The sequence below is a fragment of the Sphaerotilus sulfidivorans genome (assembly GCF_013426975.1).
GTDB lineage: Bacteria > Pseudomonadota > Gammaproteobacteria > Burkholderiales > Burkholderiaceae_C > Sphaerotilus > Sphaerotilus sulfidivorans.
On the sequence record NZ_JACCPY010000002.1, the window covers coordinates 16,299 to 41,844 of the forward strand.

Annotated in this window: 21 protein-coding genes and 1 pseudogene; 8 read left to right on the plus strand and 14 right to left on the minus strand. The window is 71.7% G+C overall.

Annotated elements, in window-relative coordinates; all coding sequences use genetic code 11:
• Positions 1-19: 19 nt before the first annotated feature.
• Positions 20-2,821, minus strand: a complete 2,802-nt coding sequence (locus HZU84_RS01180; RefSeq protein WP_149504050.1) for a nitrate reductase — start codon at positions 2,819-2,821, stop codon at positions 20-22.
• A 70-nt stretch (positions 2,822-2,891) separates the two neighbouring features.
• Positions 2,892-4,133: pseudogene (locus HZU84_RS01185) on the minus strand (NAD(P)/FAD-dependent oxidoreductase); the annotation flags it as partial.
• Positions 4,134-4,223: 90 nt separating this feature from the next.
• Between HZU84_RS01185 and HZU84_RS01190 the strand changes: the two are divergent.
• Positions 4,224-5,948: a bifunctional protein-serine/threonine kinase/phosphatase gene (locus HZU84_RS01190; protein WP_149504048.1), complete on the plus strand. Its 1,725-nt coding sequence runs from the start codon at positions 4,224-4,226 to the stop codon at positions 5,946-5,948.
• Between the two features lie 27 nt (positions 5,949-5,975).
• Here the strand turns inward: HZU84_RS01190 and HZU84_RS01195 are convergent, their stop codons facing one another.
• A complete protein-coding gene (locus HZU84_RS01195; protein ID WP_149504047.1) occupies positions 5,976-7,226 on the minus strand; it encodes an MFS transporter in 1,251 nt (416 codons plus the stop codon).
• A gap of 291 nt (positions 7,227-7,517) precedes the next feature.
• On the opposite strand from HZU84_RS01195, the gene HZU84_RS01200 reads away from it, so the two are divergent.
• Positions 7,518-8,792: a type IV pili methyl-accepting chemotaxis transducer N-terminal domain-containing protein gene (locus tag HZU84_RS01200; RefSeq protein ID WP_149504046.1), complete on the plus strand. Its 1,275-nt coding sequence runs from the start codon at positions 7,518-7,520 to the stop codon at positions 8,790-8,792.
• A gap of 86 nt (positions 8,793-8,878) precedes the next feature.
• On the plus strand, positions 8,879-9,862 hold the full coding sequence (locus tag HZU84_RS01205; RefSeq protein ID WP_149504045.1) for a GGDEF domain-containing protein: 984 nt from the start codon (positions 8,879-8,881) through the stop codon (positions 9,860-9,862).
• 7 nt (positions 9,863-9,869) lie between these two features.
• On the opposite strand, the gene HZU84_RS01210 is transcribed toward HZU84_RS01205, so the two are convergent.
• Complete coding sequence (locus HZU84_RS01210; RefSeq protein ID WP_149504044.1) at positions 9,870-12,455, minus strand: ABC transporter permease; 2,586 nt, start codon at positions 12,453-12,455, stop codon at positions 9,870-9,872.
• A 98-nt stretch (positions 12,456-12,553) separates the two neighbouring features.
• Between HZU84_RS01210 and HZU84_RS01215 the strand changes: the two genes are divergently transcribed.
• Both HZU84_RS01215 and HZU84_RS01220 read left to right on the plus strand, forming a co-directional pair.
• Positions 12,554-13,387 (plus strand): DODA-type extradiol aromatic ring-opening family dioxygenase, encoded by an 834-nt coding sequence (locus HZU84_RS01215; protein ID WP_149504043.1) that lies wholly within the window; start codon positions 12,554-12,556, stop codon positions 13,385-13,387.
• Between the two features lie 7 nt (positions 13,388-13,394).
• Positions 13,395-14,216, plus strand: coding sequence for a 4'-phosphopantetheinyl transferase family protein (locus HZU84_RS01220; RefSeq protein WP_149504042.1), 822 nt, complete (start codon positions 13,395-13,397; stop codon positions 14,214-14,216).
• A gap of 14 nt (positions 14,217-14,230) precedes the next feature.
• On the opposite strand, the gene HZU84_RS01225 is transcribed toward HZU84_RS01220, so the two are convergent.
• The gene (locus tag HZU84_RS01225) at positions 14,231-15,025 is read right to left on the minus strand and encodes a Nif3-like dinuclear metal center hexameric protein (protein ID WP_149504041.1); all 795 of its coding nucleotides are present in this window, start codon (positions 15,023-15,025) and stop codon (positions 14,231-14,233) included.
• A gap of 16 nt (positions 15,026-15,041) precedes the next feature.
• Between HZU84_RS01225 and HZU84_RS01230 the strand changes: the two genes are divergently transcribed.
• A complete protein-coding gene (locus HZU84_RS01230) occupies positions 15,042-16,205 on the plus strand; it encodes a S1C family serine protease (protein WP_149504040.1) in 1,164 nt (387 codons plus the stop codon).
• On the opposite strand, the gene tatC is transcribed toward HZU84_RS01230, so the two are convergent.
• The 6 genes from tatC to hisI are packed head-to-tail and all read right to left on the minus strand — an operon-like array spanning position 16,194 to position 19,053.
• Positions 16,194-16,976: a twin-arginine translocase subunit TatC gene (gene tatC, locus HZU84_RS01235; protein ID WP_149504039.1), complete on the minus strand. Its 783-nt coding sequence runs from the start codon at positions 16,974-16,976 to the stop codon at positions 16,194-16,196. The genes HZU84_RS01230 and tatC overlap by 12 nt on opposite strands.
• Positions 16,977-17,024: 48 nt before the next feature.
• Positions 17,025-17,528, minus strand: coding sequence for a Sec-independent protein translocase protein TatB (tatB, locus tag HZU84_RS01240; protein WP_149504038.1), 504 nt, complete (start codon positions 17,526-17,528; stop codon positions 17,025-17,027).
• A gap of 33 nt (positions 17,529-17,561) precedes the next feature.
• Entirely contained in the window at positions 17,562-17,813 is a 252-nt protein-coding gene (gene tatA, locus HZU84_RS01245) for a Sec-independent protein translocase subunit TatA (protein ID WP_149504037.1), read from the minus strand.
• A gap of 59 nt (positions 17,814-17,872) precedes the next feature.
• Positions 17,873-18,220 (minus strand): histidine triad nucleotide-binding protein, encoded by a 348-nt coding sequence (locus HZU84_RS01250; RefSeq protein WP_037481929.1) that lies wholly within the window; start codon positions 18,218-18,220, stop codon positions 17,873-17,875.
• A 51-nt stretch (positions 18,221-18,271) separates the two neighbouring features.
• Complete coding sequence (locus HZU84_RS01255; RefSeq protein ID WP_149504036.1) at positions 18,272-18,625, minus strand: phosphoribosyl-ATP diphosphatase; 354 nt, start codon at positions 18,623-18,625, stop codon at positions 18,272-18,274.
• Between the two features lie 20 nt (positions 18,626-18,645).
• Complete coding sequence (gene hisI / locus HZU84_RS01260; protein ID WP_149504035.1) at positions 18,646-19,053, minus strand: phosphoribosyl-AMP cyclohydrolase; 408 nt, start codon at positions 19,051-19,053, stop codon at positions 18,646-18,648.
• Between the two features lie 60 nt (positions 19,054-19,113).
• Between hisI and pdxA the strand changes: the two genes are divergently transcribed.
• Positions 19,114-20,193: a 4-hydroxythreonine-4-phosphate dehydrogenase PdxA gene (pdxA, locus tag HZU84_RS01265; protein WP_149504034.1), complete on the plus strand. Its 1,080-nt coding sequence runs from the start codon at positions 19,114-19,116 to the stop codon at positions 20,191-20,193.
• On the opposite strand, the gene ubiA is transcribed toward pdxA, so the two are convergent.
• The 3 genes from ubiA to HZU84_RS01280 form a co-directional block, all read right to left on the minus strand.
• Positions 20,194-21,060: a 4-hydroxybenzoate octaprenyltransferase gene (ubiA, locus tag HZU84_RS01270; RefSeq protein ID WP_149504033.1), complete on the minus strand. Its 867-nt coding sequence runs from the start codon at positions 21,058-21,060 to the stop codon at positions 20,194-20,196.
• A gap of 47 nt (positions 21,061-21,107) precedes the next feature.
• Positions 21,108-23,633, minus strand: a complete 2,526-nt coding sequence (locus tag HZU84_RS01275) for a putative bifunctional diguanylate cyclase/phosphodiesterase (protein WP_180692741.1) — start codon at positions 23,631-23,633, stop codon at positions 21,108-21,110.
• 129 nt (positions 23,634-23,762) lie between these two features.
• The gene (locus HZU84_RS01280; protein WP_149504031.1) at positions 23,763-24,698 is read right to left on the minus strand and encodes a LysR substrate-binding domain-containing protein; all 936 of its coding nucleotides are present in this window, start codon (positions 24,696-24,698) and stop codon (positions 23,763-23,765) included.
• Between the two features lie 181 nt (positions 24,699-24,879).
• Between HZU84_RS01280 and HZU84_RS01285 the strand changes: the two genes are divergently transcribed.
• On the plus strand, positions 24,880-25,539 hold the full coding sequence (locus tag HZU84_RS01285; RefSeq protein WP_149504030.1) for a c-type cytochrome: 660 nt from the start codon (positions 24,880-24,882) through the stop codon (positions 25,537-25,539).
• Positions 25,540-25,546: the final 7 nt, after the last annotated feature.

Sequence of the window (25,546 nt, forward strand, 5' to 3'; positions counted from 1 at the left end):
GGCCGGATTGTGACCCGGCTCAGCCGGCCACCGGCACCAGCGGGATCGAGGCCTTCACCAGACCGCGCAGCACCGGCAGGCAGGAGCCGCAGTTGGTGCCGCATTTCAGCGCGCCCTGCAGCTGCGAGAGCCGCGCCTCGGCGCTGCCCTCGCAGCGGCCGAGCTGCTCGACGATCTGCGGCTCGGTCACGTTGAAGCAGGTGCAGACCTGGCGGCCGCGCTCGGTGATCGCCACCGGCGGCGTGGCGCTGGCGGCCAGCAGGCGCCGGCCGTAGGCCTGCGCCGGCAGCTCGTCCTTGACCAGCGTGCGGATCCACGATTCGGCGCGGGTGTCGCCTGCCAGCAGCACGCTGCGCAGCCGGCCGCCGTCCAGGCGGGCGCTGCGGAACTGGCCGCGCTCGGCGTCCTCGTAGCGCATCGCGGTGCGGCCGTCCAGGCCGAGCAGCGCGGCGATCTCGGCGATCAGCGCGGCCTCGGCCGGCGTGGCGGCCGAGGCGCGCCAGATCACGCCGCCCAGCCCGCCGTCATGCGGCTCGCGGCCGAAGGGCAGCACCATCGCGTGGGCAAAAGCCGGCATCAGCGCGCGCAGGCTTTCGCGCACCCGCACGATCTCTGCCTGCGGCAGCCACGCCATGCCGACCATGCGCCACGGCAGCTCGGCCTTCGCGATCGAGACGGCCGAGTGCTTGAGTTCGGGCTGCTTCGAGCCCGGGCAGAAGGTGGGCAGCGTCAGGCCGTTGACGCCCCGGCGTGGCACGCCGTCGGCATCGGTGCCGCCCAGAACCTCCTCGCCCCAGTGCATCGGGATCGAGACCTGGCCGCGGGCGACCGCTCCACCGGCCTGCGCGGCCAGCACGACGCTGCCGCGGCGCGAGCGCACCTCGACCAGATCGCCGTCCTTCAGGCCCAGCGCGTCCAGGTCGGCGGCGTTCATCTCGGCCACCGGCTCGGGCACATGGCCGAACAGGCGGCCGAGCGTGCCGGTGCGGCTCATGCCGTGCCACTGGTCGCGCAGCCGGCCGCTGATCAGCGAGAACGGGTACGGCGCGTCGACCGGCTCGGCCACCGGGCGGAAGGCCACCGGCGCGAAGCGGGCGCGGCCGTCCTCGGTCGGGAAGATGCCGTCCTCGTACAGCCGGGGGCGGCCGGCGAGGGCGCCCTCGGGCATCGGCCACTGCTGCGTGCCGTGCTGCTCGAGGTGGGCCCAGCTCAGGCCGGTGATGTCCAGGTCGCGGCCGCGGGTGCTCTCGCGGTGCTCGTTCCAGATCGACTCGGCGTCCGCATAGGGAAAGAGCGTGGCCTGGCCATGCAGGCGCTCGGGCAGGCGCTCTTCCAGGCGGCGGGCCACGTCGACCGCGATCTGCCAGTCGTGGCGGGTCTCGCCGGGCGCGGCCACCGCCGGTCGCACCCGGCTGATGCGGCGCTCGGAGTTGGTCACCGAGCCGATCTTCTCGCCCCAGGTGGTGGCCGGCAGCAGCAGGTCGGCGTACGCGACGGTCGCGGTGGTGGCGAAGGCCTCCTGCACGATGACGAACTCGGCGCGCTCGAGCGCGCGGCGCACCATCGCCTGGTCGGGCATCGACTGCGCCGGGTTGGTGCAGGCGATCCACAGCAGGCGGATCTCGCCGTCGGCGGCGGCCTCGAACATCTCGACCGCGCTGCGCCCCGGCGTGGCCGGCACGTCGGGCAGGCCCCAGAGCGCGGCGACCTCGGCGCGGTGCGCCGGATTGGCCAGATCGCGGTGGGCGCTGAGCAGGTTGGACAGGCCGCCGACCTCGCGCCCGCCCATCGCGTTGGGCTGGCCGGTCAGCGAGAAGGGACCGGCGCCAGCGCGGCCGATCTGGCCGGTGGCCAGATGCAGGTTGATCAGCGCGGCGTTCTTGTCGGTGCCCGCCGCGCTCTGGTTCAGGCCCATGCAGTACAGCGACAGCGTCGCGCCGCCCGGGCGGTCGGCCTGCGCGAACCAGCGCGCGGCCTGGATCAGGTCGGTCTCGACGATGCCGCAGACCGCGGCGGCGCGTGCCGGCGTCCAGTCGCGCACCGTCTCGCGCAGGGCCTCGAAGCCGCTGGTGTGCGCGCCGATGTAGCGCGCGTCCGTCAGGCCCTCGGCCAGCATCACATGCAGCATGCCGTGGTAGAGCGCCACATCGGTGCCGGGGCGGATCTGCAGGAAGAGGTCGGCGGTCTCGGCCGTCTCGGTGCGGCGCACGTCGACGACGATCCAGCGCTGGCCGGGGCGCGCGGCACGGGCGTCCTCCAGCCGGCGGAACAGGATCGGGTGCGCCCAGGCGGTGTTGCTGCCGGTGATGAACAGCGTGTCGGCGTGTGCGAAGTCCTCGTAGCTGCAGGGCGGGGCGTCGGCGCCGAGCGTCTTCTTGTAGCCCGCCACCGCGCTGGACATGCACAGCCGCGAGTTGGTGTCGATGTTGTTGGTGCCGAGCAGCCCCTTGGCGAGCTTGTTGAAGGCGTAGTAGTCCTCGGTCAGCAGCTGGCCCGACAGGTAGAGGCCCACCGCATCGGGGCCGTGCTGGCGAACGACGTCGGCGATGCGGTCGGCGGCGGTGTCGAGCGCGGTCGACCAGTCGATGGCTTGCAGCGGGCCGCCACGCGCCAGACGGCGTGCCGGCTGCAGCAGCCGCGCGCTGCGGGTGATCTCGCTGGCGGCGGTCAGGTGCAGCGTGCTGCCCTTGGTGCACAGCCGGCCGAGGTTGGCCGGATGCTCGGGGTCGCCGCGCACGCCGGTGATCTGCGTGCCATCGGACTCGATGATCACGCCGCAGCCGACGCCGCAGTAGGGACAGGTGGAACGGGTCTGCATCATGGCGGGAAGCCTGTCTTGTGTTCGGTGTCTTGTCTCGGGTGGGGCCTCAGGCCAGCGCTGCGACCGCGCCGGTGCGGCCGAACATCAGCTGCTCGCGCAGCTCGCCCAGCGTCGCGCCCTCCCGGATCAGGTCGAAATACCAGCTGCCGTCCGAGGTGTCGCCGTACAGGCAGGCGCCGACCAGGCGGCCCTCGCGCAGCACCAGCTTGCGGTAGACGCCGTCGACCGGGTCGGACAGCAGGATCTGCTCGCTGTCGTCGCCGCCCATGAAGTCGCCGGCGGAGAACAGGTCGATGCCGGTGACCTTCAGCCGGGTCGCGGTCTGGCTGCCGGTGTAGCGGCCGACGCCGGTCTCGCCCAGATGGGCCGCCAGAACCCGCGCCTGCTCGTACAGCGGCGCGACCAGGCCGTAGGCGATGCCGCGGTGGCTGGCGCATTCGCCCACCGCCCAGATGCGCGCGTCCGTCACAGTCTGCATCGTGTCGCTGACGCGGATGCCGCCGCGGCCGTCATGGTCGCACAGCAGGCCGGCCGAGCGCGCCAGCGCGGTGTTCGGGCGAATGCCGGCGGCCATCACCACCAGATCGGCCGGAATCTCGCGGCCGTCCTTCAGTCGCAGCGCGCGCACCCGGCCGGCCTGGCCGTCTTCGGCATCGCCCAGCAGGGCCTCGGTCTGCGCCTGCAGCGCAAAGCGCAGGCCGCGCGCCTCCAGCGCCTGCTGCAGCAGCCGGCCGGCGGTCGGGTCGAGCTGGCGGTCGAGCAGCCAGGCGCCCAGATGCACCACGGTGACCTCCATGCCGCGCAGCTTCAGGCCGTTGGCGGCCTCCAGCCCGAGCAGGCCGCCGCCGACCACCACCGCATGGCGGCGGGTGCGCGCCGCCTCGATCATGGTCTCGGTGTCGGCGATGTCGCGGTAGGCGATGACACCCTCGAGCCGGTGGCCGGGCACCGGCGGGATGAAGGGCGTCGAGCCGGTCGCCAGGATCAGCCGGTCGTAGCTGGCGCTGATCGTCGTGCCGTCGGCCCGGGTGGCGATGACCTGGCGGCGCGCCCGGTCGATCGTGGTCACGGTCGTGCCCAGATGCAGCGTGATGCCATGCCGCTCGTACCACGACAGCGGGTTCAGCACGATCTGGTCGAGCGTCTGCTCGCCGGCCAGCACCGGGCTGAGCATGATGCGGTTGTAGTTCGGATGCGGCTCGGCACCGAACACGGTGATGTCGTGCAGATCCGGCGCGATCTTCAGCAGCTCCTCGAGCACGCGCACGCCGGCCATGCCGTTGCCGATCATCACGAGCTTCATTCTGGGCATTGCGAACTCCTGGCTGCGGGAGACCCGTTCAGGGTATTCCCATGCAAATTCATCTGGAACAAGTTGCATTCCCATTCACAATGCGTCCGCATGAGCTTTGATGTCGACATCGGACACACCAGCGCCAGCGGGGTGCGGGAACACAACGAGGATTTCGCCGCTGCCGTGCGCGCCGGTGCGCAGGAGCCGGGTCGCGGCCTGATCGCGGCCGTGGCCGATGGCGTGTCGGCCGGCGGTCTGGGGCGCGAGGCCGCGCAGACCACGGTGATGAGCCTGGTGCAGGACTTCCATGCCGCACCGGCCACCTGGGAGACGACGGTCGTCCTTGACCGCCTGATCGGCGCCCAGAATGCCTGGCTCGCCGATCACAACCGACGCCGTGGCGGCCCCGGCGGCGATCGTGCCTCCGGACTGACCACGCTGACGGCGCTGGCCCTGCAGGGCCACACCTGGACGGTCGCCCACATCGGCGACACCCGTGCCTGGCTGCTGCGTGCGGGCGAGCTGCAGCAGCTCACCCAGGACCATGCCATCGATCATCCCGACTTCCGCAGCCAGCTCACCCGCGCGGTCGGCCTCGACCTGGCGGTGCGCGCCGACTACCTCCAGGGCGAACTGCAGACCGGCGACATCTTCATGCTCACCACCGATGGCGTGCATGGCGTGCTCCGGCCCGAGCAGATCCGCGCGCTGCTGGCCACCGCGCCGGCCCAGCTGGCCAGCGAGGCGGTCGTCAGGGCCGCGCTGGAAGCAGGCAGTCAGGACAACGTCACGGCGCTTGTCATGCAAGTTCTGGGCCTGGAGCCGGTGCGGCTGCAGGACACGCTGCTGCAGGCGCGCCAGCTGCCGGTGCCGCCGCGCATGCGCCCCGGCGATGTGCTCGACGGCTGGACCATCACCGCGCTGGTGGCCGACACCGGCGTGCACCGGCTCTACCAGGCGCGCGATCCGGCCAGCCGCGAGCTGGTGGCGATCAAGACGCTGCACGAGTCGCGTGCCAGCGACCGCGAGGAGCAGGCGATGCTGGCGCATGAGGCCTGGCTGGGCCTGCAGGTGACCGACAGCGGCGCGCCCGGCTTCGTGCGGGTGCGCCAGGCCCGCGCGCCGAGCGCCTTCTACACCGTCTTCGACTGGCACAGCGGCCACACGCTGGAGCAGCTGCTGGCCGAGCAGGCGCGGCGCTTCGCGATCCCCGAGGTGGTGCAGGGCGGGCTGGCGGTGTGCCGCGCGCTCGGGCGGCTGCACCGCATTGGGGTGATCCACCGCGACATCAAGCCCGGCAATCTGCATCTGGGCGAGGACGGCCAGTGGCGGGTGCTCGATCTGGGCGTGGCGGTGTCGGGCCGCGAGCCGGCATCCACGCGCACGCTGCATGCCGGCACGCCCAGCTACATGAATCCGGAGCAGTGGGAGGGCGATGCCGGACGCGCCGCCGAGCCGGGCAGCGACCTGTTCGCGCTGGGCGTGACGCTCTACCAGTGGCTGACCGGCCGGCTGCCTTACGGCGAGATCGAGCCCTGGCAGACCGCGCGCTTCCGGCGCGATCCGGTGGCGCCTTCGCGTCTGCGCCCGGAGGTGCCGATCTGGCTCGACCATGTGGTGATGAAGGCGATCGCGCGGGATGCGCGCCAGCGCTTCGAGACCGCCGAGGAGTTCGCGCTGGCGCTCGAGCGCGGTGCTTCAAGGCCGCTGAACGCGCCCCAGGCCACGCCGCTGGTGCGGCGCGATCCAGCCTGGGCCTGGAAGGTCAGCTGCGTGATCTCGCTGATCTTCAACCTGATGCTGGTGATCTGGCTGCTGTTCCTGCCGCGCTGAGCGGCAGCCGCAGCGGCATGGACGGTATCAGGCGGTGCGGCGGGCGCCCGAGGTGCCGACGGTGGTCGGCGCGCTGCGGGCACGGCCACCCTTCTCGGCCCAGGTGCGGGTCCAGCGGATCTGCACGATGCGCAGCATCACCAGCATCGCCACCGCCAGCACCGCGAAGGCCACGAAGCCCCACATATAGGTGCCGCTGTGCTGCTTGGACAGACCCATCGCGTTCGGGATGAAGCCGCCGCCCAGCGCGCCCACTTCGCCGATCATCGAGCCGGCCACCGCGGTGGTCAGCGGCCAGCGCAGCGGCACCAGCTGGAACAGCGCGCCGTTGCCCGCGCCCAGCGCGGCGAAGCACAGCATGAACAGCAGCGTGGTCGCCGCCAGCGAGCTGCCGGCGAAGCCGCAGGCCACCAGCGAGATCGCCACCAGCACCAGCACGCCGCTGAGGGTGTTGATGCCGCCGATGCGGTCGGAGATGTAGCCGCCGACGACACGCACGCCTGAGCCCATCACGGTGGCCAGCATCGTCAGCTGGCCGGCCTCGATCTTGGTGACCTTGAACTGGTCGTAGAAATAGGTCGGCAGGAAGCTGGCCAGACCGATGAAGCCGCCGAAGGTCACGACATAGATCAGGCTGAAGGACCAGCCGTCGGCCTCGAACAGGCAGGAGATGTGCTCGCGGAAGGTCTGGTGCTCGACATCCGGCGGCTCCTTCGCGGCGAACCACATCACCAGCATCGGCAGGATCATCGTGCAGGCGGCCAGGCCGTAGACGGTCTGCCAGCCGAACTTCGCCGCCAGCGGGGGCGCGAACAGCACCGCCAGCACGGTGCCGGAGTTGCCGGCGCCGGCGATGCCCATCGCCAGGCCCTTGTACTTCGGCGGATACCAGCCCGAACCGAGCGACAGCGCCACGCCGAAGGAGGCGCCGGCGATGCCCAGCAGCACGCCCATCGCCAGCACCTCGTCATAGGTGTCGACCATCATGAAGCCGAAGGTCAGCGCGGCCACGATCAGGCCCATCTCGACCATCGCCGCGTTCTTGCGGCCGATGTACTGCGCCAGGATGCCCAGCGGAAAGCGCATCAGCGCGCCGGCCAGGATCGGCACCGAGATCATGAAGCCCTTCTCGGCGGCGCTCAGGTTGAAGCTCTCGCTGATGAAGGGCGCCATCGCGCCGTTCAGGACCCAGATCGCGAAGCAGAAGTCGAAATACAGGAAGGAGGCCGCCAGGGTCGGCCAGTGGCCAGCCTTGGCGAAGGACTTGAAGTCGGACATCGGAGTGGAGGGTGCGGGGTGGGACGGCTCCGTCGCGGAAGCAGCCGCAGGGGGGGCTGTGCGCAACAGGGTCTGTGCGAGGTGCTCTGGCGGCACCATGCGGTCCGGCGGCGGACCGGGGCCGGCTTGCGGCGCCGGCGGATCGCAGCTCTGCGACCGTGCCAGCGGGCAAGCATCTTCCATGCCGGCACCTGGACGGTGCATGCCTGGCGTGGTGCGTGCTAGGTGTTGCCTCACAAGAGCGTCGCATGACGCTCCTCCCTCCTGGTTCAAGATCAAGACTTTCAAGACATGCTGAAGATCCTTGCCGTGGCTCCGGCCCAGCCTGATGCGCCAACCCTCGTGACCGACCTGGAGTCCAACGGGCTGCAGGTCTGTGCCCGCTGCACATGCGCCGGCATGGTGCGCGAGGCGGTGCGTCATGCACCAGACATGGTCATTGTCTGGGATCCCCACCCCGGCGAGGAGCTGTTCGAGGCGACGCGGCTGCTCGAGTCGGCCGCGCCCGCGCCGGTGCTGGTGTTCACCAGCGATGTCCGGGCCGAGACGATGGAGACCGCGATCGCCTCGGGCATCGACGGCTGGGTGGTCAACGGCTATGCGGCCGGGCGGCTGCGGCCGCTGATCCAGTTCACCAGCGCCCGCCACCGCCAGATGCGCCAGATGCGCGAGGAGCTCGGCGACCTGAAGCGCCGGCTCGAGGAGCGCAAGCTGGTCGACCGTGCCAAGGGCATCCTGATGAGCGCGCGCCAGATCAGCGAGGACGAAGCCTTCCGGCTGCTGCGCTCGGCCTCGATGCATGCCAAGCTGCGCATCGGCCAGGTCTCGCAGCAGGTGATCGACTCGGCCCACTATGCCGAGGCGATCAACCGCGCCGGCCGGCTGCGCATGCTGTCGCAGCGCATCGTCAAGCTCTACGCGCTGGCGGCGGCCGGTGTCGAGGTGGCCGGCTCGCGCGCGCTGCTGGCCGATTCGGTCACCCAGGTCGATCAGAGCCTGTCGGTGCTGGCGCGCAGCCTGTCGCAGCCGACCTTCGGCGATCTGCTCGGCGCGGTGCAGGGCACCTGGGCGACGGTGCAGGCCGGGCTGGGCGGTCTGCCGGTGAGCTCGCGCACGGCGGTGCTCGACCAGGAGGCCGAGCGGCTGCTGGAGCTGTCGGACCGGCTGACCCAGGCGCTGGAGAATGCCGGGCTGACGCCGTCGCTGCATGTCATCAATGTCTCGGGGCGCCAGCGCATGCTGGTGCAGCGCCTGGCCAAGCTGGCGCTGCTGCGCAGCGGCCCGGCGATCGCGCCCGCCGAGCCGCTGCCGGTCGACCTGGCGCCCACCGCCGAGGCCTTCGAGCGCGGACTGGCCTATCTGCACGAGATTCCGCTGTCGACGCCGCTGATCCGCGAGGGCCTGGCCCGAGCCGAGGCGACCTGGCGCGACATGCTCGCCGCGGTGCGTGCCGGTGCGCAGCAGGGCGCGCGCATCACGCTGGCGGCCAGCAGCGAGTCGCTGCTGGAGCTGTTCGACGCGCTGACCCGCGAGTACGAGCAGAGCATGCAGATGCTGATGGGTTGATGTCGGCGGGTGGATGCCGGTGAGGCTTCACGGCCGGCGCTGATCCGCGTCAGCGCCGGGCATGATGCGCTGCTTATCATTCCCGGATGAGCATTTCCGCGCTGTCCGACCTCTCCGATGCCGTCGTGGCTCCTGTCGCACTGAACGAGAGCCTTCTCGATCTGCTGCTGATCGACGGCGCGATGGCGACCCTGAAGCGGGCCGCGGACGGCCGCCCCGTCTGGGCCAGCCCGTCCTGGCAGGACTGGGTCGGCGGGGAGGTGCCGCTGCCGCAGCCGGTGGCCAGCGCGATCCAGGCGGCCGATGCCCGCGCGCTGGCCAGCGGGCAGCCGATGTCGGTCGACGACCATGTGTTCGAGCGCGCCGACGGGCGGCGGGTCGAGCTGCGTGCGCTGCGTCGGGTGCTGCACGGCCTGGCCGGCGAGCCGCTGCTGCTGACGCTGTGGCGCGATGTGACCGCGGTGCGGCGCGAGTCGATGCAGCTGCAGCAGGCGCTGGGTCAGATCGAGCGTCTGCAGCAGGCGATCGAGGCGATGCGCCGGCAGCACGAGCAGGGCCTGGACCGTCCGGGCGAGCTGTTCCGGCGCGAGCATTTCGAGGAGCACCTGCGCCGCGAGGCCGCGCTGTCGCAGCGCGAGCACCGCGAGTTCGCGCTGGTGCTGCTGGCGATCGACCGCATCGAGGCGATGCGCCAGAGCCACGGCGAGGCGGCGGTGCAGCGCATCGTCGAGATGATGGGCCACCTGATGCGCACCAACACCCGCGCGATGGATGTGCTGTCCCAGCTCGGGGACGGCCGCTTCGCGATCCTGCTGTCCGGCGTCGGCCTGGCGACCGCCCATGCGCGCATGGAGCATCTGCGCCGCGCCTGCGCCACCCAGGTGGTGGTGCAGGACGGTCGCAGCCTGGGATTCGAGATCTCGATCGGCATCGCCAGCTTCCCGCACACGGCCGCGACGCTGGCCGAGCTCAGCCAGGCCGCGGTGCGGGCGCTGACCGATGCGCGGCTGCGCGGGGGCAACCGCATCGCGCTGGCCTCGATCCGGCTGCCCGAGACCTCGGGGGTCTGAGCGAGGATCAGTCGGCTGCCGCCTGGCGCAGCGTCTCGCTGACCGGCCGCTGCAGCACGCCGCGCAGGCTCCACCAGCCGGCCAGCGCGGCCATCAGCGCGCCGGCGACGGTGCCGGCCAGCGGCACCCAGGGCGAGGGCGTCCAGGCGAAGCCGAACACCTGGCGTGCCAGCGCCCAGCTCACCGCCACCGCGGCCAGCGCCGCCAGGAGTCCGGCCAGTGCGCCCAGTCCGAACAGCTCGGTGCGCTGCACCTGGCGCAGCAGCGCGCTGCCGGCGCCCATCGCGCGCAGCAGCGCGAACTCCCGGGCGCGCGATTCGCGGGTGGCGCTGACGGCGGCGAACAGCACCAGCAGGCCGGCCGCCAGCGTGAAGCCGAACAGGAACTCGACCGCGCGGATCACCTGATCCAGCACCTTCTGCACCTGCGCGATCTGCTGCGACACATCGACCACGGTCAGGTTGGGAAAGTCGCGTGCCAGCTGGGCGTCGAATCCGGCCCGCGCGGGCGCCCGCAGCGCCGAGATGTAGGTCGCCGGCAGCTCCGGCATCTCCGCGCGCGGGAACATCACGAAGAAGTTGACCCGCATCGAGCCCCAGTCGACCCGGCGCAGGCTGGTGATGCGGCCCTCCACCACCGTGCCGGCGATGTCGAAGCCCATGCGGTCGCCCAGCTTCAGGCCGAGCGTTCGCGCCAGGCCTTCCTCGACGCTCAGCCCGTCGGCCTCGTCGGCCTGCCAGCGCCCGCCCGCCAGCGTGTTGTGCGTCGGCAGCGTCGCGGCATGGCTGAGGTTGAATTCGCGCTCGACCAGGCGCTGCGCCCGGTCTTCGGAGAAGCTGGCCGGGGTGACTGCCCGGCCGTTGATCGTGGTCAGCCGGCCACGGATCATCGGGTACCAGTCGTAGCCGCTGACGCCGGCCTGCTCGACCGTGCGGCGGAAGTCCGCGGCCTGGTCGGGCTGGATGTTGATGATGAAGCGGTCCGGCGCGTTGGCCGGCGTGGCGGCGCGCCAGCTGTCGACCAGATCGGTGCGCATCAGCACCAGGACCATCAGCGCCATCAGGCCGATGGCCAGCGCGCTGACCTGCAGCACCGCCAGCGCCGGGCGGGCGCCGATCTGGCGGGTCGCCAGCGCCAGCCAGCGCGGCGCGCCGGTTTCCGGCACCGCCCGGCGCAGCAGCTGCACCGCCAGCCAGGCCACGCCGGCGAAGAGCGCCCAGGCCGCCGCGAAGCCGCCGACCGCGATCGCGCCGAGCTTCGCGTCGTCGGCCACGCTCATCAGCAGTGCGGCGTAGCCCGCCAGCCCGGCGCCGAGCACGCCCAGCGAGGTCGGCCGCAGTCCGCCCAGGTCGCGGCGCAGCACCCGCAGCGGCGGCACGCGCGCGAGCTGCAGCACCGGCGGCAGCCCGAAGGCCGCCAGCAGCACCAGGCCGGTGCCCAGGCCGAACAGGCCCGGCCGCAGGCTGGGCGCGGGCAGGTCGCTCTCGACCAGGCCGGCCAGCAGCCGCACGAAGACCTCATGCACCGCCAGGCCCAGCAGCACGCCCAGCACGCTGGCGGCCAGGCCGACCATCAGCAGCTCCAGCGCATAGATGGCGGCGATGCGCTGCTGCGACAGGCCCAGCACCCGCATCAGCGCGCAGGCGTCCAGATGACGGGCCGCGAAGCCCCGTGCGGCGATGCCGACCGCCACCGCCGCCAGCAGCGCCGCCAGCACCGCGACCAGCTGCAGGAACTGGCTGGCCCGGTCCAGCGCCTGGCGCATTTCCGGGCGGGCGTTCTCGATCGACTCGATGCGCATGCCGCGCAGCCGGCCGGCCTCGATCGCGGTCTCGGCCCAGGCGACGAAGCCGCGCACCGCGGTCTGGCGCCGCTCGCCCTCGGGCGCGGCCACCGCCAGGCGCCAGCTCACCCGGCTGGCGGGCTGGATCAGGCCGGTCGACGCCAGATCGGCCTCGGCCATCAGCACCCGCGGCGCGAAGCTGACGAAGCCGGCATCGCGGTCCGGCTCGGCGCGCAGCAGCGCACCGATGCGCAGGCCGCGCTCGCCCAGCATCAGCGTGTCGCCGACCGTCAGGCCCAGGCTGTCGAGCACCGCGGCCTCGACCCACACCTCGCCGGCCTGCGGGCCCTGGCGGCGGATCTCGGTCGGGCCCTCGGCGTGCAGCGCCACCTGCAGCTCGCCGCGCAGCGGATAGGTGCTGGCGACCGCCTTGACCGAGACCAGCCGGATCGCGCCGCCGCGCGCGTCGGGCGCACGCGCCATGCTGGGAAACCGGGCGCTGGTGGCCCGCTGCAGGCCCATGCGCCGTGCGGTGTCGTCGAAGGCCGCCGGCAGGGGCTGGTCGCTGGCGATGACCGCGTCGCCCCCGAGCATCGTCAGCGCGTCGCGCGACAGTCCGGCCGCCAGCCGGTCGGCGAAGAAGCCGACCGCGCACAGTGCCGCTACCGCCAGCGCGACGGCCACCAGCATCAGCCGCAGCTCGCCGGCGCGGAAGTCGCGCAGCAGCTGGCGCCAGGCCAGGGTGGTGACCGCCGGCGGACGGGGAGGCGGAACGGTCGCGGGGCGGGCGGGCAGGGCAGTGGCGCTCATGGTGTCCGACCTTACACCAGCGCCCGCGCCGCTTCAGAACGCTGCGTGCAAAGTCGCAGAACATCACGGGGCGGCGGCCATGCTGCAATCACTTCGCCATGAACACTTCGCTGCCCACCCTCTATCTGTCCCACGGCTCCCCGATGATCGCGATCGAGGATTCGCCGGCGGCCCGCTTTCTCGACCGGCTCGGACCGGTGATCGAGCGCACCTTCGGCCGGCCTCGGGCGGCGCTGGTGGTGTCGCCGCATTCCTCGACCCGCCAGCCGATGGTGCTGGCCGGCGCGCGCCATCCGGCGATCCACGACTTCGGCGGATTTCCGGCCGAGCTGTACGCGCAGCGCTATGACGCGACGGGCGCGCCGGCCCTGGCGCTGCAGGCTTCCCGGCTGCTGGCCCGCGCCGGCATCGAGGCGCCTGCGGTCGAGGCCGAGGGCCTCGATCACGGCATCTGGACGGTGATGAAGCGCGCCTGGCCGGGCGCCGAGGTGCCGGTGGTGCCGCTGACGCTGGTGCCCGGCGCCTCGCCGCAGCAGCAGTGGGCGATCGGCGCGGCGCTGGCGCCGCTGGCCGACGAGGGCGTGCTGGTGATCGGCAGCGGTGCGATGACGCACAACCTGCGCCGCTTCTTCGGCCTGCGCGGCGCGGTCGATCCGGCCGCCGCCGATGTCGTCGCCTTCCAGGACTGGGTCCGCGACCGCGCCGCCGCGCGCGACTGGCCGGCGCTGTTCGACTACCGCCGCCAGGCGCCCGAGGCCGCGCAGCAGCATCCGACCGACGAGCACTGGCTGCCCTTCTATGTCGCGGCCGGTGCCGGCGGCAACACCGCCGGCGTGCGCATCCACGACAGCGTCGATGCCGGCGTGCTGGCGATGGACGGCTACGCCTTCGGCCCGCAGGCCGAGCGGCTGAGGCAGGCGCTGCAGGGCTGAGCCTCCTGTGTTCGGTCTGCGCCGCCACCGGCCCTGCCGCATCGAGCTGCACCTGATGCCGGTCGCCCCCGGCGAGCCTGAGGATCCGGTCGATCTCGCGGTTCTGGACGAGTCCGAGCGTGCCCGGGCGATGCGGCTGCGCCGGCCAGCCGACCGGGTGCTGTTCATCCGTGCGCATGCCCTGCTGCGCCGCGTGCTCAGCCGGCATGCGCCGATCGATCCCGCGCGCTGGCGCCTTGTCCGGGCCGAGGCGGGCAAGCCGGCGCTGTGCCCGCAGCAGCATCCGGCGCTGCAGGCGCTGCGCTTCAATCTGTCCCACTGCGCCGGCCTGGTGGCGGTGGCGCTGGCCTGGGAGCGGGAGATCGGGGTCGATGTCGAGCCGGTCGATGCCCTGCAGCCGGACGAGGCGCTGGGGCGCACCCTGCTGTCGCCCGGCGAGTGGCGGCACTGGCAGGCCCTGGTCGACGCGCACGGCGTCGACGGTGTCGACGGCATGGATGGCGGTGGTGGTGGCCGTGCTCGGCGTCATTTCCTGCTGACGCGCTGGACCCTGAAGGAGGCGCTGCTGAAGGCCGCCGGCATCGGCCTGAGCGGTCTCGAGCCTGCGGGGCTCGAGCTGCTGCCGGCGCCGAACGGGCTCTGGCGGGTGCAGCCGGGCAGGGCTGCGCTGCCGGCCGCGCTGCTGCACTGGGTCGACGGGGGCTGGCTGCAGGGCGGCCTCGAGGCCGGCTCCCACCACTGGGCCCTGGCCTGCGAGCGGCAGGCCGGCGAGACGATCGAGCTGCAGTGGCTGCGGCATTCGTCTGCCGGCGTGATCGCGCCGGGTTGATCAGGCCGTGCTGATCAGGCCGGGTTGTCCAGATCGATGAAGCGGTGCTGCAGGCCGAACTCGGCCGCGACCCGCGCGCCCAGCGCCTGCGCGCCGTAGCGCTCGGTGGCGTGGTGGCCGCAGGCGAGAAAGGCGCAGCCGGTCTCGCGCGCGATGTGCGCCTGCGGCTCGGAGATCTCGCCGGTCAGGTAGACGTCGGCGCCGGCGGCGATCGCCGGCTCGAAGTAGCCCTGGGCGCCGCCGGTGCACCAGGCCACCCGCCGCAGCGGCCGCCCGTCGCCGGGCACGACGACGGGCGCGCGGCCCAGCGTGGCCTGCACGCGTGCGGTCAGGGCCTCGAGCGAGCAGGGCCCGTCGGCTGGCGCACCGATCAGCCCGAGCGCCTTGTCGCCGAAGCTGCCCGCGACCGTCAGGCCCAGCTCGGCGCCGAGCCGGGCGTTGTTGCCGACCTCCGGGTGCGCGTCCAGCGGCAGGTGGTAGGCATAGAGACTGATGTCGTGCGCCAGCAGCGCGGCCAGCCGGCGCTTCATCCAGCCGGTGACCCGGCCGTCCTGGCCGCGCCAGAACAGGCCGTGGTGCACGACGATCGCATCGGCGCCATCGGCCGCGGCAGCCTCGATCAGCGCCAGGCTGGCGGTCACGCCGCTGACGATGCGACGCACGCGCGCACGACCCTCGACCTGCAGGCCGTTGGGACCATAATCCGAAAAACGTCCGCTCTCGAGCAGCCGGTCCATCCAGCCTGCAAGCGCGTCGCGGTCCGCGCCACCGCCGGTGTCGGTCCTCAGGTCCTCAGTCACTCTTTCCATCTCCGGTTGTCCGTTCATGCGCAGGCTCTGGCTCATATTCTCGCAGGCCGTCACGGTGGCGCTGGCCGCCGTCTTCGTGCTGGCCACGCTCAAGCCGCAGTGGCTGGGCGGGCGTCCGGGCAGCGCGCCGGTGCAGTTCAGCATCATCCAGGCGGCACCGCTGCCGCTGGACGGAGCGAGCAGCCCCGGCAGCTACGCCCCGGCCGCACGGCGCGCCTCGCCCTCGGTGGTCAGCGTGATGACCTCGGCGGCCGAGAGCCCGGCCAGTGCCAGCGATGCCCTGCGTCGCCATTTCGGCGACCCGGACGGCGGTGGCGGCAGCGCCGGCACCGGCTCGGCGGTCATCGTCTCGCCGGATGGCTATCTGCTGACCAACAACCATGTCATCGACAACGCCGAGCAGATCGAGATCGGCCTGGCCGACGGTCGGCGTGTCGCCGCCAAGGTGGTCGGCACCGATCCGGACAGCGATCTGGCGGTGCTGAAGGTCGATCTTGGCGGCCTGCCGGCCATCACCTTCGGCGATGCCGACGCGCTGCAGGTCGGCGACATCGTGCTGGCCATCGGCAATCCGTTCAATGTCGGCCAGACGGTGACTTCGGGCATCGTCAGTGCGGTCGGCCGCAGCGGCCTGGGGCTGAACACCTTCGAGAACTTCATCCAGACCGATGCGGCGATCAATCCGGGCAATTCCGGCGGCGCGCTCGTCGACATCAATGGCCAGCTGCTGGGCATCAACACCGCGATCTATTCGCGCTCGGGCGGCAGCATGGGCATCGGCTTCGCGATTCCGGTGGCCACCGCGCGCCAGGTGATGGAGGGCCTGATCACCGAGGGCGTGGTCACCCGCGGCTGGATCGGCGTGCAGCCCAGCGACCTGACCCGCGACATGGCCGAGTCCTTCGGGCTGGAGGTCGAGCGTGGCGTCCTGATCACCGGCGTGCTGCAGGACGGTCCGGCCAGTGCGGCCGGCGTGCAGCCCGGGGACGTGGTGGTGAAGGTGGCCGGCACCCCGGTGATGAACACCGCGCAGCTGCTCGACGCGGTGGCCGGCCTGCGGCCTCAGACCCAGGCAGTGCTGTCGGTGCACCGCGGCCGCCAGCAGCTCGAGCTGACGGTGCGGGTGGCGCAGCGGCCCAAGGCGCGGACCGCGCGCGGTGCGCCCGGATCAGGACGCTGAGGAGTCCGGGGCGGCCGAATACTTCATGAAGAAGCCCGCCGCCCAGATGCCGACCTCGTAGAGCAGGCCCATCGGCACCAGCAGCGCGATCATCGACACCGCATCCGGCGGCGTCACCAGGCCGGCCACCGCCGCGGCCGCCACCCAGAAGTAGCGGCGCCACTCGCGCAGCTGCTCGATGGTCACCACCCCGAGCCGGGCCAGCACCACCACCGCCACCGGCACCTCGAAGGCCACGCCGAAGGCGATGAACATCGTCAGCACGAAGTCGAGGTAGGCCTCGATGTCCGGGCTGACCGCGACCGAGGCGGGCGCCATCGACTGGATCGCCGGAAAGGCCTGGCCGAACACGAAGAAGTAGCAGAAGGCCACGCCGGTGTAGAACAGGATCGTGCTGCTGGCCACCAGCGGCAGCACCAGACGCTGCTCGTGGCGGTACAGGCCGGGCGCCACGAAGGCCCAGACCTGGTAGAGCACCCAGGGCAGCGCGACGCCGAAGCCGGCCAGCAGCGTGACCTTGATCGGGATCAGGAAGGGCGAGACGACGCCGACGGCGATCATCTTCGAGCCTTCCGGCAGCGACTTCACCAGCGGCAGCGCCAGCAGGTCGTAGACCTGGGACGGGCCGGGATAGAGGCACAGCAGGATGAAGATGGCGCCGACGCCGTAGACCGAGTGCAGCAGGCGGTCGCGCAGCTCGATCAGATGGCTGACGAAGGGCGCTTCGGTCCCGGCGAGCTCGTCGGGTTGGGGGTCAGGGCTCGAACTCACGATGGGGTGGGGGGCGCAAGGAGAAGTCCCGCCAGGCGGGACGGATGATCAGACGCTGCGGCGCGGCGGACGAAAGCGCGCGACCCGCGCGGCGCCGGACTGCACATGGCGCCGCACGCCTTCGCGCTTCTTGTACCACTGCGGAATGGCGCCACGCTTGACGCGCCATTTCTTGCGCGGGTGCACATAGGTCGGCACCGCCGGCGAGCTGTCCCACTCGTAGGGCTCGTAGGTCGGGGCGCTGTCGTCGTCCGTGCCGGCGCTGCCCGGGCCGCTCAGGGCCGCGTTGATCTGGCCGGTGGCCGAGTCCAGGCTCGAGGAGACCGACTGGCCGACATCGCGCGCCGCGGTCTCGAACTCGCGGCGCACCTTGTTGAGCTCGTCGAGCTCCATCGAGCGGTTGACCTCGGCCTTGACGTCGGCGACATAGCGCTGCGCGCGGCCGAGCAGCGTGCCGGCCATGCGCGCCACCTTGGGCAGCCGCTCCGGACCGATCACGACCAGCGCGATGCCGGCCACCAGCATCAGCTTCGAAATGCCTATGTCGAGCATTCAGGGGTTCCCGAGGAGATCCGGTTCAGCGGATCACTGCTTGGTGCGGGCCTCGACGTCGATCGCCTGGCTGTTGTCGACGCGCTTCTCGGCGACCTGCGCGGTGGCGGAGGGGGTCGGCTGGGCGGCGGCCTCGGCGGCCGGCTTGTCGCCGTCCTTCACGCCATCCTTGAAGCCCTTGACCGCCGAACCGAGGTCGGAGCCGATGTTCTTGAGCTTCTTCGTGCCGAAGACCAGCACGATGATGACGAGGAAGATGATCAGGTGAGTGGTGGACAGGCCCATGAGGGTGCTCCGTGAGTGCTGCGGGTGCGGTGGATGGTCGGGATTCTAGGTGGGGCGTCTCAGCCCTGTTTCCAGGGGCGCGGACCGCCCATGACATGCATGTGGAGGTGGTAGACCTCCTGGCCGCCGTCCGGGCCGGTGTTGATCACCGTGCGGAAGCCGTTGTCGGCGCCATGCTCGCGCGCCAGCTTCGTCGCCAGCAGCGCCATGCGGCCCAGCAGCGCCTGGTGGCGCGGCTCGGCGTCGGCCAGCGTGGCGATGTGCTCGCGCGGGATGATCAGCAGATGCACCGGCGCGGCCGGGCGGATGTCCTTGAAGGCGATCAGCTCGTCGTCCTCGTGGACCTTCTGCGCGGGGATCTCGCCGGCGGCGATGCGGCAGAAGATGCAGTTCGGGTCGTGGCTCATGGCGGCAGCTCCGTCGATGCGTGCGTCGATGCGTGAAAGGGACGATGAGGTTCAGCGCGGCCGGCTGGCGAACTCGGCCAGACCCGACAGGCCCTCGCGGCGCTCGAGCTCGGCGATCACCTGCGCCGGGGTCAGGCCGAACTGCGCCAGCGCGACGATGCTGTGGAACCACAGGTCGGCGACCTCGTAGACGATCTTGGCCGGATCGCCGTCCTTGGCGGCGATGACCACTTCGGTGGCCTCCTCGCCGACCTTCTTCAGGATGGTGTCGGTGCCCTTGTGGAACAGGCGCGCGACATAGCTCCTGTCCGGGTCGCCGCCGCGGCGCGAGGCGATCACCTCGGCCAGGCGGGCCAGGCTGTCGGTGGAGGAGGGGGCGGCGGTGGCCGGTGCGGCATCAGTCATCGGGGCGGGGGCGCAGGCGCTCATGAACGGTAGATGGTGGCGGGATCCTTCAGGACCGGATCGACCGCCTGCCAGGCCCTTTGACCGTCGGCCGTGGTGCGCAGTTCCTCGAAGAAGCAGGAATGGCGGCCGGTGTGGCAGGCGATGCCGGGCTCGTGGCCGAGCTGCGTGATGCGCAGCAGCACCACGTCCTGGTCGCAGTCGATGCGGATCGAATGCACCTTCTGCACATGGCCGGATTCCTCGCCCTTGTGCCAGAGGCGGTTGCGCGAGCGGCTCCAGTAGACCGCCTCGCCAAGCTCGGCGGTGCGCGCCAGCGCCTCGCGGTTCATCCACGCGAACATCAGCACGTCGCCGCTGTCCTTCTCCTGCGCGATCACCGGCACGAGGCCGTCGGCAGTCCAGGTGATTCTTTCCAGCCAGTCCATGGCGGTGGAGTGTAGCAACCGTCACGAAGCGGTCCGCGACGAGTCCATGACAATCGCGGCATGACGACCGATCTGCACCCTGATGCCGCTGCCGCTTCCTCTTCCTTCCCGGCCCTGGCCCGGCCGCTTGCGCTGACGCTGGGCGATGCGCTGGGCATCGGCCCGGAAATCATCGTGCGCGCCTGGCGCGAGGGCCGCATCGGCCCGGGCGTGCTGGTCATCGGCGAGCCCGCGGTGCTGCGGCGGGCGGCGCGCGCACTGCGGCGCCTCCACGATGTGCCGGAGGTGCCGATCGCGGTGATCGACGCGGTCGCGGATCTGGCCGAGGTGCCGCCGGGGGCGCTGCCGGTGCTGTTGCCCGGCCACCGCGAGCCGGCGCTGGCCGAGGCGCCGTGGGGCACGGTCGACGCGCGCGCCGGCCGGCTCGCCGCGGCCTGCATCCGCGACGCGGTCGCGCTGGCGATGCGCGGCGAGATCGCCGGGCTGGTCACCGCGCCGATCCACAAGGAGGCGCTGGCCGCCGCCGGCGAGCCCTTTCCCGGTCACACCGAGCTGCTGGCCGACGAGAGCGCGCGCCACGGCCGCCCGGCCGACGTGCGCATGATGCTGGCCAACGAGGAGCTGCGCACGGTGCTGGTCACCATCCACTGCGCGCTGCGCGAGGCGATCGATCGGGTGACGTTCGACGCGGTGCTGTCGACGCTGCGCATCAGCCACGCGTCGGCCGCGCTGTGGGGCCAGCCGCGGCCGCGCATCGCGGTGGCCGGGCTCAATCCGCATGCGGGCGAGGGCGGGCTCTTCGGCCGCGAGGAGATCGAGATCATCGCGCCGGCGATCGCCGCTGCCCGTGCCGAGGGCATCGACGCGCAGGGGCCGTTCCCGCCCGACACCATCTTCATGCGCGCGCGCCGCGGCGAGTTCGATCTGGTGCTGGCGATGTACCACGACCAGGGGCTGATCCCGGTGAAGTATCTGGGCGTCGAGCAGGGCGTGAACGTCACGCTGGGGCTGCCCTTCGTGCGCACCAGCCCGGACCACGGCACCGCCTTCGACATCGCCGGCCAGGGCCGCGCCGAGGCCGACAGCCTGGTGGCGGCGCTGGCGATGGCGCGACGGCTCGCCGCAGGCGCCGCGGGCTGATCAGCGCAGCGCCAGGTCCAGCACGTAGCCGGCGAAGACCGCGAAGCCCACCCAGTGGTTCTCGCGGAAGGCACGGAAGCACCCCTCGCGGCTGCGATGCCGGATCAGCGTGAAATGCCAGGCCACCTGCGCGGCCGCCACGGCGATGCCCAGCCAGAAGGCGCCGCCCAGACCCGCCTGCAGCGCGGCCCAGGACCAGATCGCCAGATACAGCCCGTAGAACAGCATGACCGCGGCCACATCGGCGCGGCCCAGCGTGATCGCCGAGGTGCGGATGCCGATCTTCAGGTCGTCGTCGCGGTCGACCATCGCGTACTCGGTGTCGTAGGCCAGCACCCAGAACAGGTTGCCGATCACCAGCGCCCAGGCCAGCGGGTCGACCGCGCCGCGCACCGCGGTGAAGGCCATCGGAATGCCGACGCTGAAGGCCACGCCCAGCACCGCCTGCGGCATCGCGACGAAGCGCTTGGCATAGGGGTAGGCCATCGTGATCGCCAGCGCGGCGAACGAGATCAGGATCGTGGGCGCATTGGTGCTCAGCACCAGCGCGAAGGCGCCCAGCGCCAGCGCGGCTCCGACGCCCAGCGCCTCCTTCACGCCCATCGCGCCGGAGGTGATCGGGCGCTGCGCGGTGCGCTTGACATGGCGGTCGAATTCGCGGTCGGCGACATCGTTGATGCAGCAGCCGGCGCTGCGCATCAGGATCGTGCCCAGCGTGAACACCAGCAGCAGATGCAGCCCCGGCCAGCCGCCGGCGGCCAGCCACAGCGCCGAGAGCGTCGGCCACAGCAGCAGCAGCCAGCCGGCCGGGCGGTTCCAGCGGATCAGGTCGAGATAGAGCGGCAGACGTGAGGCGAGGGCGGTCATCGCGCGGCGGGGCAGAGGCAGTCGGGCAGGACCGCCATTGTCGCCGCTCAGATCAGCGTTTCCGGCAAGGTCTGCGGCAGTGCGGCGGTCTCGGTGTTGGCCAGATCGAAGTCGCGCGGTCGGTCCGGGCGGTGGCGCTCGCCCCAGTTCAGCACGAACTCGATCACGTCACGGGCCGGCATCGGCCGCGAGGCGTAGTAGCCCTGCACCATGTCGCAGCCTTCGGCCTCGAGCACGCTGACCTGCATCGGCTCCTCGACGCCCTCGGCCACGGTGGACATGCGCAGCGACTGCGCCAGCGCCAGGATGTTGCGCACGATCGAGCGCGCGTCGCGGCTGATCAGCAGTTCGCGCACGAAGGCGCGGTCGATCTTCAGCGTGTCGAAGGGGAAGCGGCGCAGGTAGGCCAGCGAGGAGTAGCCGGTGCCGAAGTCGTCCAGCGCGATCTGCACGCCCAGCCGGCCCAGCGCATGCAGCCGCTCCACCGTGCCGCGGGTCTCGTTGATGAATACCGATTCGGTGATTTCCAGCTCGAGCCGGTGCGGCGCCAGGCCGCTGCGCTGCAGCGCGCGCTGCACCGCGTCGGGCAGGTTCTGCGCCATCACCTGTACCGGCGAGATGTTGACCGCCACCTGCAGCGGATCGGGCCAGCGCGCCGCCTCCAGGCAGGCCTGGCCGAGTGCCCATTCGCCCATCTGCAGGATCAGGCCGCTTTCCTCGGCCACCGGAATGAACTCGACCGGCGAGATCGGGCCGTGCTCGGGATGGTTCCAGCGCAGCAGCGCCTCGAAGCCGGTCACCGTCCAGTCGCGCAGGCTGACCTTGGGCTGGAAGTGCAGCTCGAGCTGGCCGCGCTCGATGGCCTCGCGCAGGTCGCGCTCCAGCACCAGGCGGCGGCGCACCTGCTCGCCCAGCCGCGCGACGAAGAAGCGCACCGAGCCGGGCGCGTGGCTCTTGGCGTCGTACAGCGCCAGGTCGGCGTGCTGCATCATCTCGTCGACCGTCATGCCGTCCTGCGGAAAGCGCGCGATGCCGACGCTCACCCGCACCGGCACCGCCGCGCCCATGACCTCGCAGGGCGCGCGCATCGCCTCGATGATGCGCTGGCCGGCGGCCCCGATCTCATCGTCCTGCCGCACCGAGCGCATCAGCACCGCGAACTCGTCGCCGCCGAGCCGGGCCACCACCTGGCCGCGGCCGGCCGCCTCCTTGAGCCGGCGCGCCACCTCGACCAGCAGCGCGTCGCCGGTGGCGTGGCCCAGGGTGTCGTTGACATTCTTGAAGCCGTCCAGGTCCAGGCACATCACCGCGCCGCAGTGCGCGGGCCCGCCGGCCTGCTCGCGGGCCTTGGCGCCGCCGAGCACCTTTTCCAGCAGCACCCGGAAGTGCGCCCGGTTGGTCAGTCCGGTCAGGGTGTCGTTGTGCGCCAGCCAGGTCAGGCGCCGATCGGCATGGCGGGCCTGGGTGACGTCGCGGGCGACGCCGCGCCAGCCCACCGGCGTGCCGCGCTCGTTGACCAGCGGCTTGGCGGTCATCGACCACCAGCGCTGCTGGCCGCCGACCATCATCGGCAGCAGCACGTCCCGGAAGGGCTGGCCTTCGGTGAGCCGCTCATGGAGCTGACCGGCCGATTCGCGCTCGCTCTCGGGCAGATCCTTCTGCAGCTCGGCCAGCAGGCCCAGCAGCGAGCGGTCGTTCAGCGTGGCGGCCTCGCGCCCGAGCGCCTCGGCCAGATGGCTGGAGACATGGCAGAGGCGGCCGCCGGCGTCGATCTCCCAGATCACGTCGCTGCCCTGCTCCTCGAAGTCGCGCAGCAGCAGGCCGACCAGCTGCATCTGGTGATCGGACTTGACCTCGGCGCTGACCCGCGCATGCAGGTTGCGCTGCACGCCGCGGCTGCTGGCGATCGCGATGCCGGCCAGCAGCAGCCACTGCAGCAGCAGGCTCCAGGCCGGCAGCCCGCCCTGCAGGCCCGCACCGATCACCGGACCCAGGCTGAGCAGGCCGAGAAAGGCATGCAGCGCACGCGGCATCGACATCAGGGTCAGCGATCCGGCGCACAGCACCGTCATCAGCGTGGCGCCGCTGACCACGCCCAGGGTCGCGTCCCCGCCAAAGGCCATCAGCACGGGCGGGGCGCTCCACAGCAGCCCGGTCAGGCCGGCCTGCAGTTCGTAGGCACCGATGCGGCGGCGATGGATGTGCAGCGGCCGGCCCTGACGGCGGCACTGATGCCAGAACTGCAGGTGGCCGAGCGTCAGCACCATCAAGGCCACCAGCCAGCCCCACAGCGGCGCCTGCGGCACGGCGGCCGGCGCGGCGGCGGCCACCGACAGCGCGCCCAGCGCCGACATCATCGACATCCAGGGCAGCGCCCGCACCACCGCCGCATGCTGGCGCAGCCGCACGCGGGCCTCGATCGCCTCGTCGGAGGCCTGCAGCGTGCGCCGCCGGTCCTCGCGGCGGCGGTCGGAGGCCTGGCGTGCGGGGCGGGGTGTCGCACGGGCCGGCACGCGCGGCGAGGCGCGGGACACGGAGGACGAGGAGCGGTGGGCGGTCTTCGGTGCGGGCATCAGCGGGGGGCGCGAAAGCGGAGAAATGGACATCCGGAGATGTCCTGTTCCCGGCTTTCGGCATCCGCGTGCCGTGCCTTGAGCTGCGCGCCGTGCGGGCAGGGGGCGGCATGCCCCCGGATTTCGGTGTCAGTCGGTGATGCGCCGCACGCCCTCGAGCGGGCAGCTCATGATCGCGTTGCGCAGCGCCGCGATCGCCTCGTAACGGGTGAAGGATCGACGCCAGGCCAGCACCACCCGGCGGGTCGGCACCGGATCGGCGAAGGGCAGGTAGCGCACCAGCGCATCGCGGTCGGTGCCGGCGCCGGGCGGGATCGACAGCTGGGGCACCACGGTCAGGCCCATGCCGGAGGCGACCATGTGGCGGATCGTCTCCAGCGACGAGCCCTCGAAGCTCTTGCGGATGCCCTCCGCATCGCTGGCGAAGCGGGCGAACTCCGGGCAGACCTCGAGCACATGGTCGCGGAAGCAGTGGCCGGTGCCCAGCAGCAGCATGGTCTCCTGCTTCAGCTCCGCCGAGGAGATGCGCTCGCGCGTGGCCAGCGGGTGATCGCGCGGCACCGCGACCATGAAGGGCTCGTCGTAGAGCGGCGCGATCGCCAGGCCGGTGTCGGGAAAGGGCTCGGCCAGCACGGTGCAGTCGAGCTCGCCGGTGCGCAGCATCTCGAGCAGGCGCACGGTGAAGTTCTCCTGCAGCATCAGCGGCATCTGCGGCACCTGCGCGATCGTGCTGCGCACCAGGTCCGGCAGCAGATAGGGGCCGATGGTGTGGATCACGCCCAGCCGCAGCGGCCCGGCCAGCGGGTCCTTGCCGCGCCGGGCGATCTCCTTGATCGAGGCGGCGCTCTCCAGCGTGACCTGGGCCTGGCGCACGATGTCCTCGCCCAGCGGCGTGACCGAGACCTCGCTGCCGCCGCGCTCGAAGATCTTGACCTCGAGTTCTTCCTCGAGCTTCTTGATGGCCACCGACAGGGTGGGCTGCGAGACGAAGCACGCTTCGGCTGCGCGCCCGAAATGTCGCTCGCGCGCGACCGCGACGATGTAGCGCAGTTCGGTAAGGGTCATGTCGCCGATTGTGCGGAAAACCCGTACCGGTGTCATGGCCCTCTTTCGGTTGGTGCGCTGCATTTCCGGGCAGGCGACCGAAGGGTTTTCACTATCCGTCTGCGCTGCCTGCTGCATTGATCCGTATCTATAATCGATCAAACTTCATTGATCGGCATCAAACCGTTGCCCATCCATTGCCATGATCCCTTTCCTTCACGCCGCGACGGCCTGTGTCCTCGCCACGATGGTTCTTGGTGCGCAGGCTCAGGATGTGGCCGGTGATCCGGCCGCCGGCCAGCGCAAGGCGGCGATGTGCATCGGCTGCCACGGCATCCCGAACTACCGCGCCAGCTTTCCCGAGGTCCATCAGGTGCCGATGATTTCCGGCCAGGGCGCCAGGTACATCGCGGCGGCGCTGAACGGCTACCGCAGCGGCGAGCGCCGTCATCCGACGATGCGAGGCGTGGCCGGCTCGCTGACCGATCAGGACATCGCCGACCTGTCGGTCTACTACGCCAGCCACCCGCCGGCGGCCAGCACCGCCGCCGCGGCTGCAGCCGCCCCGAGCGAGCAGGTGGCCGAGCTGCTCAAGCGGGGCAACTGCATGTCCTGCCACGGCGAGAACCTGAACAAGCCGATCGACGGCAGCTACCCGAAGCTGGCCGGCCAGCATGCCGACTACCTGTTCGTCGCGCTGAAGGCCTATCAGGGCGGCAACGGCCGCAACACCGGACGCGGCAACGCGATCATGGCCGGCATGGCCAAGCCCTACACGGTTGCCGAGCTGAAGGCGATGGCCGATCACATCGCCGCGCTGCCGGGCGACCTGCGAACGGTCACCCAGAGCCGCTTCCGCTGATGCGCTG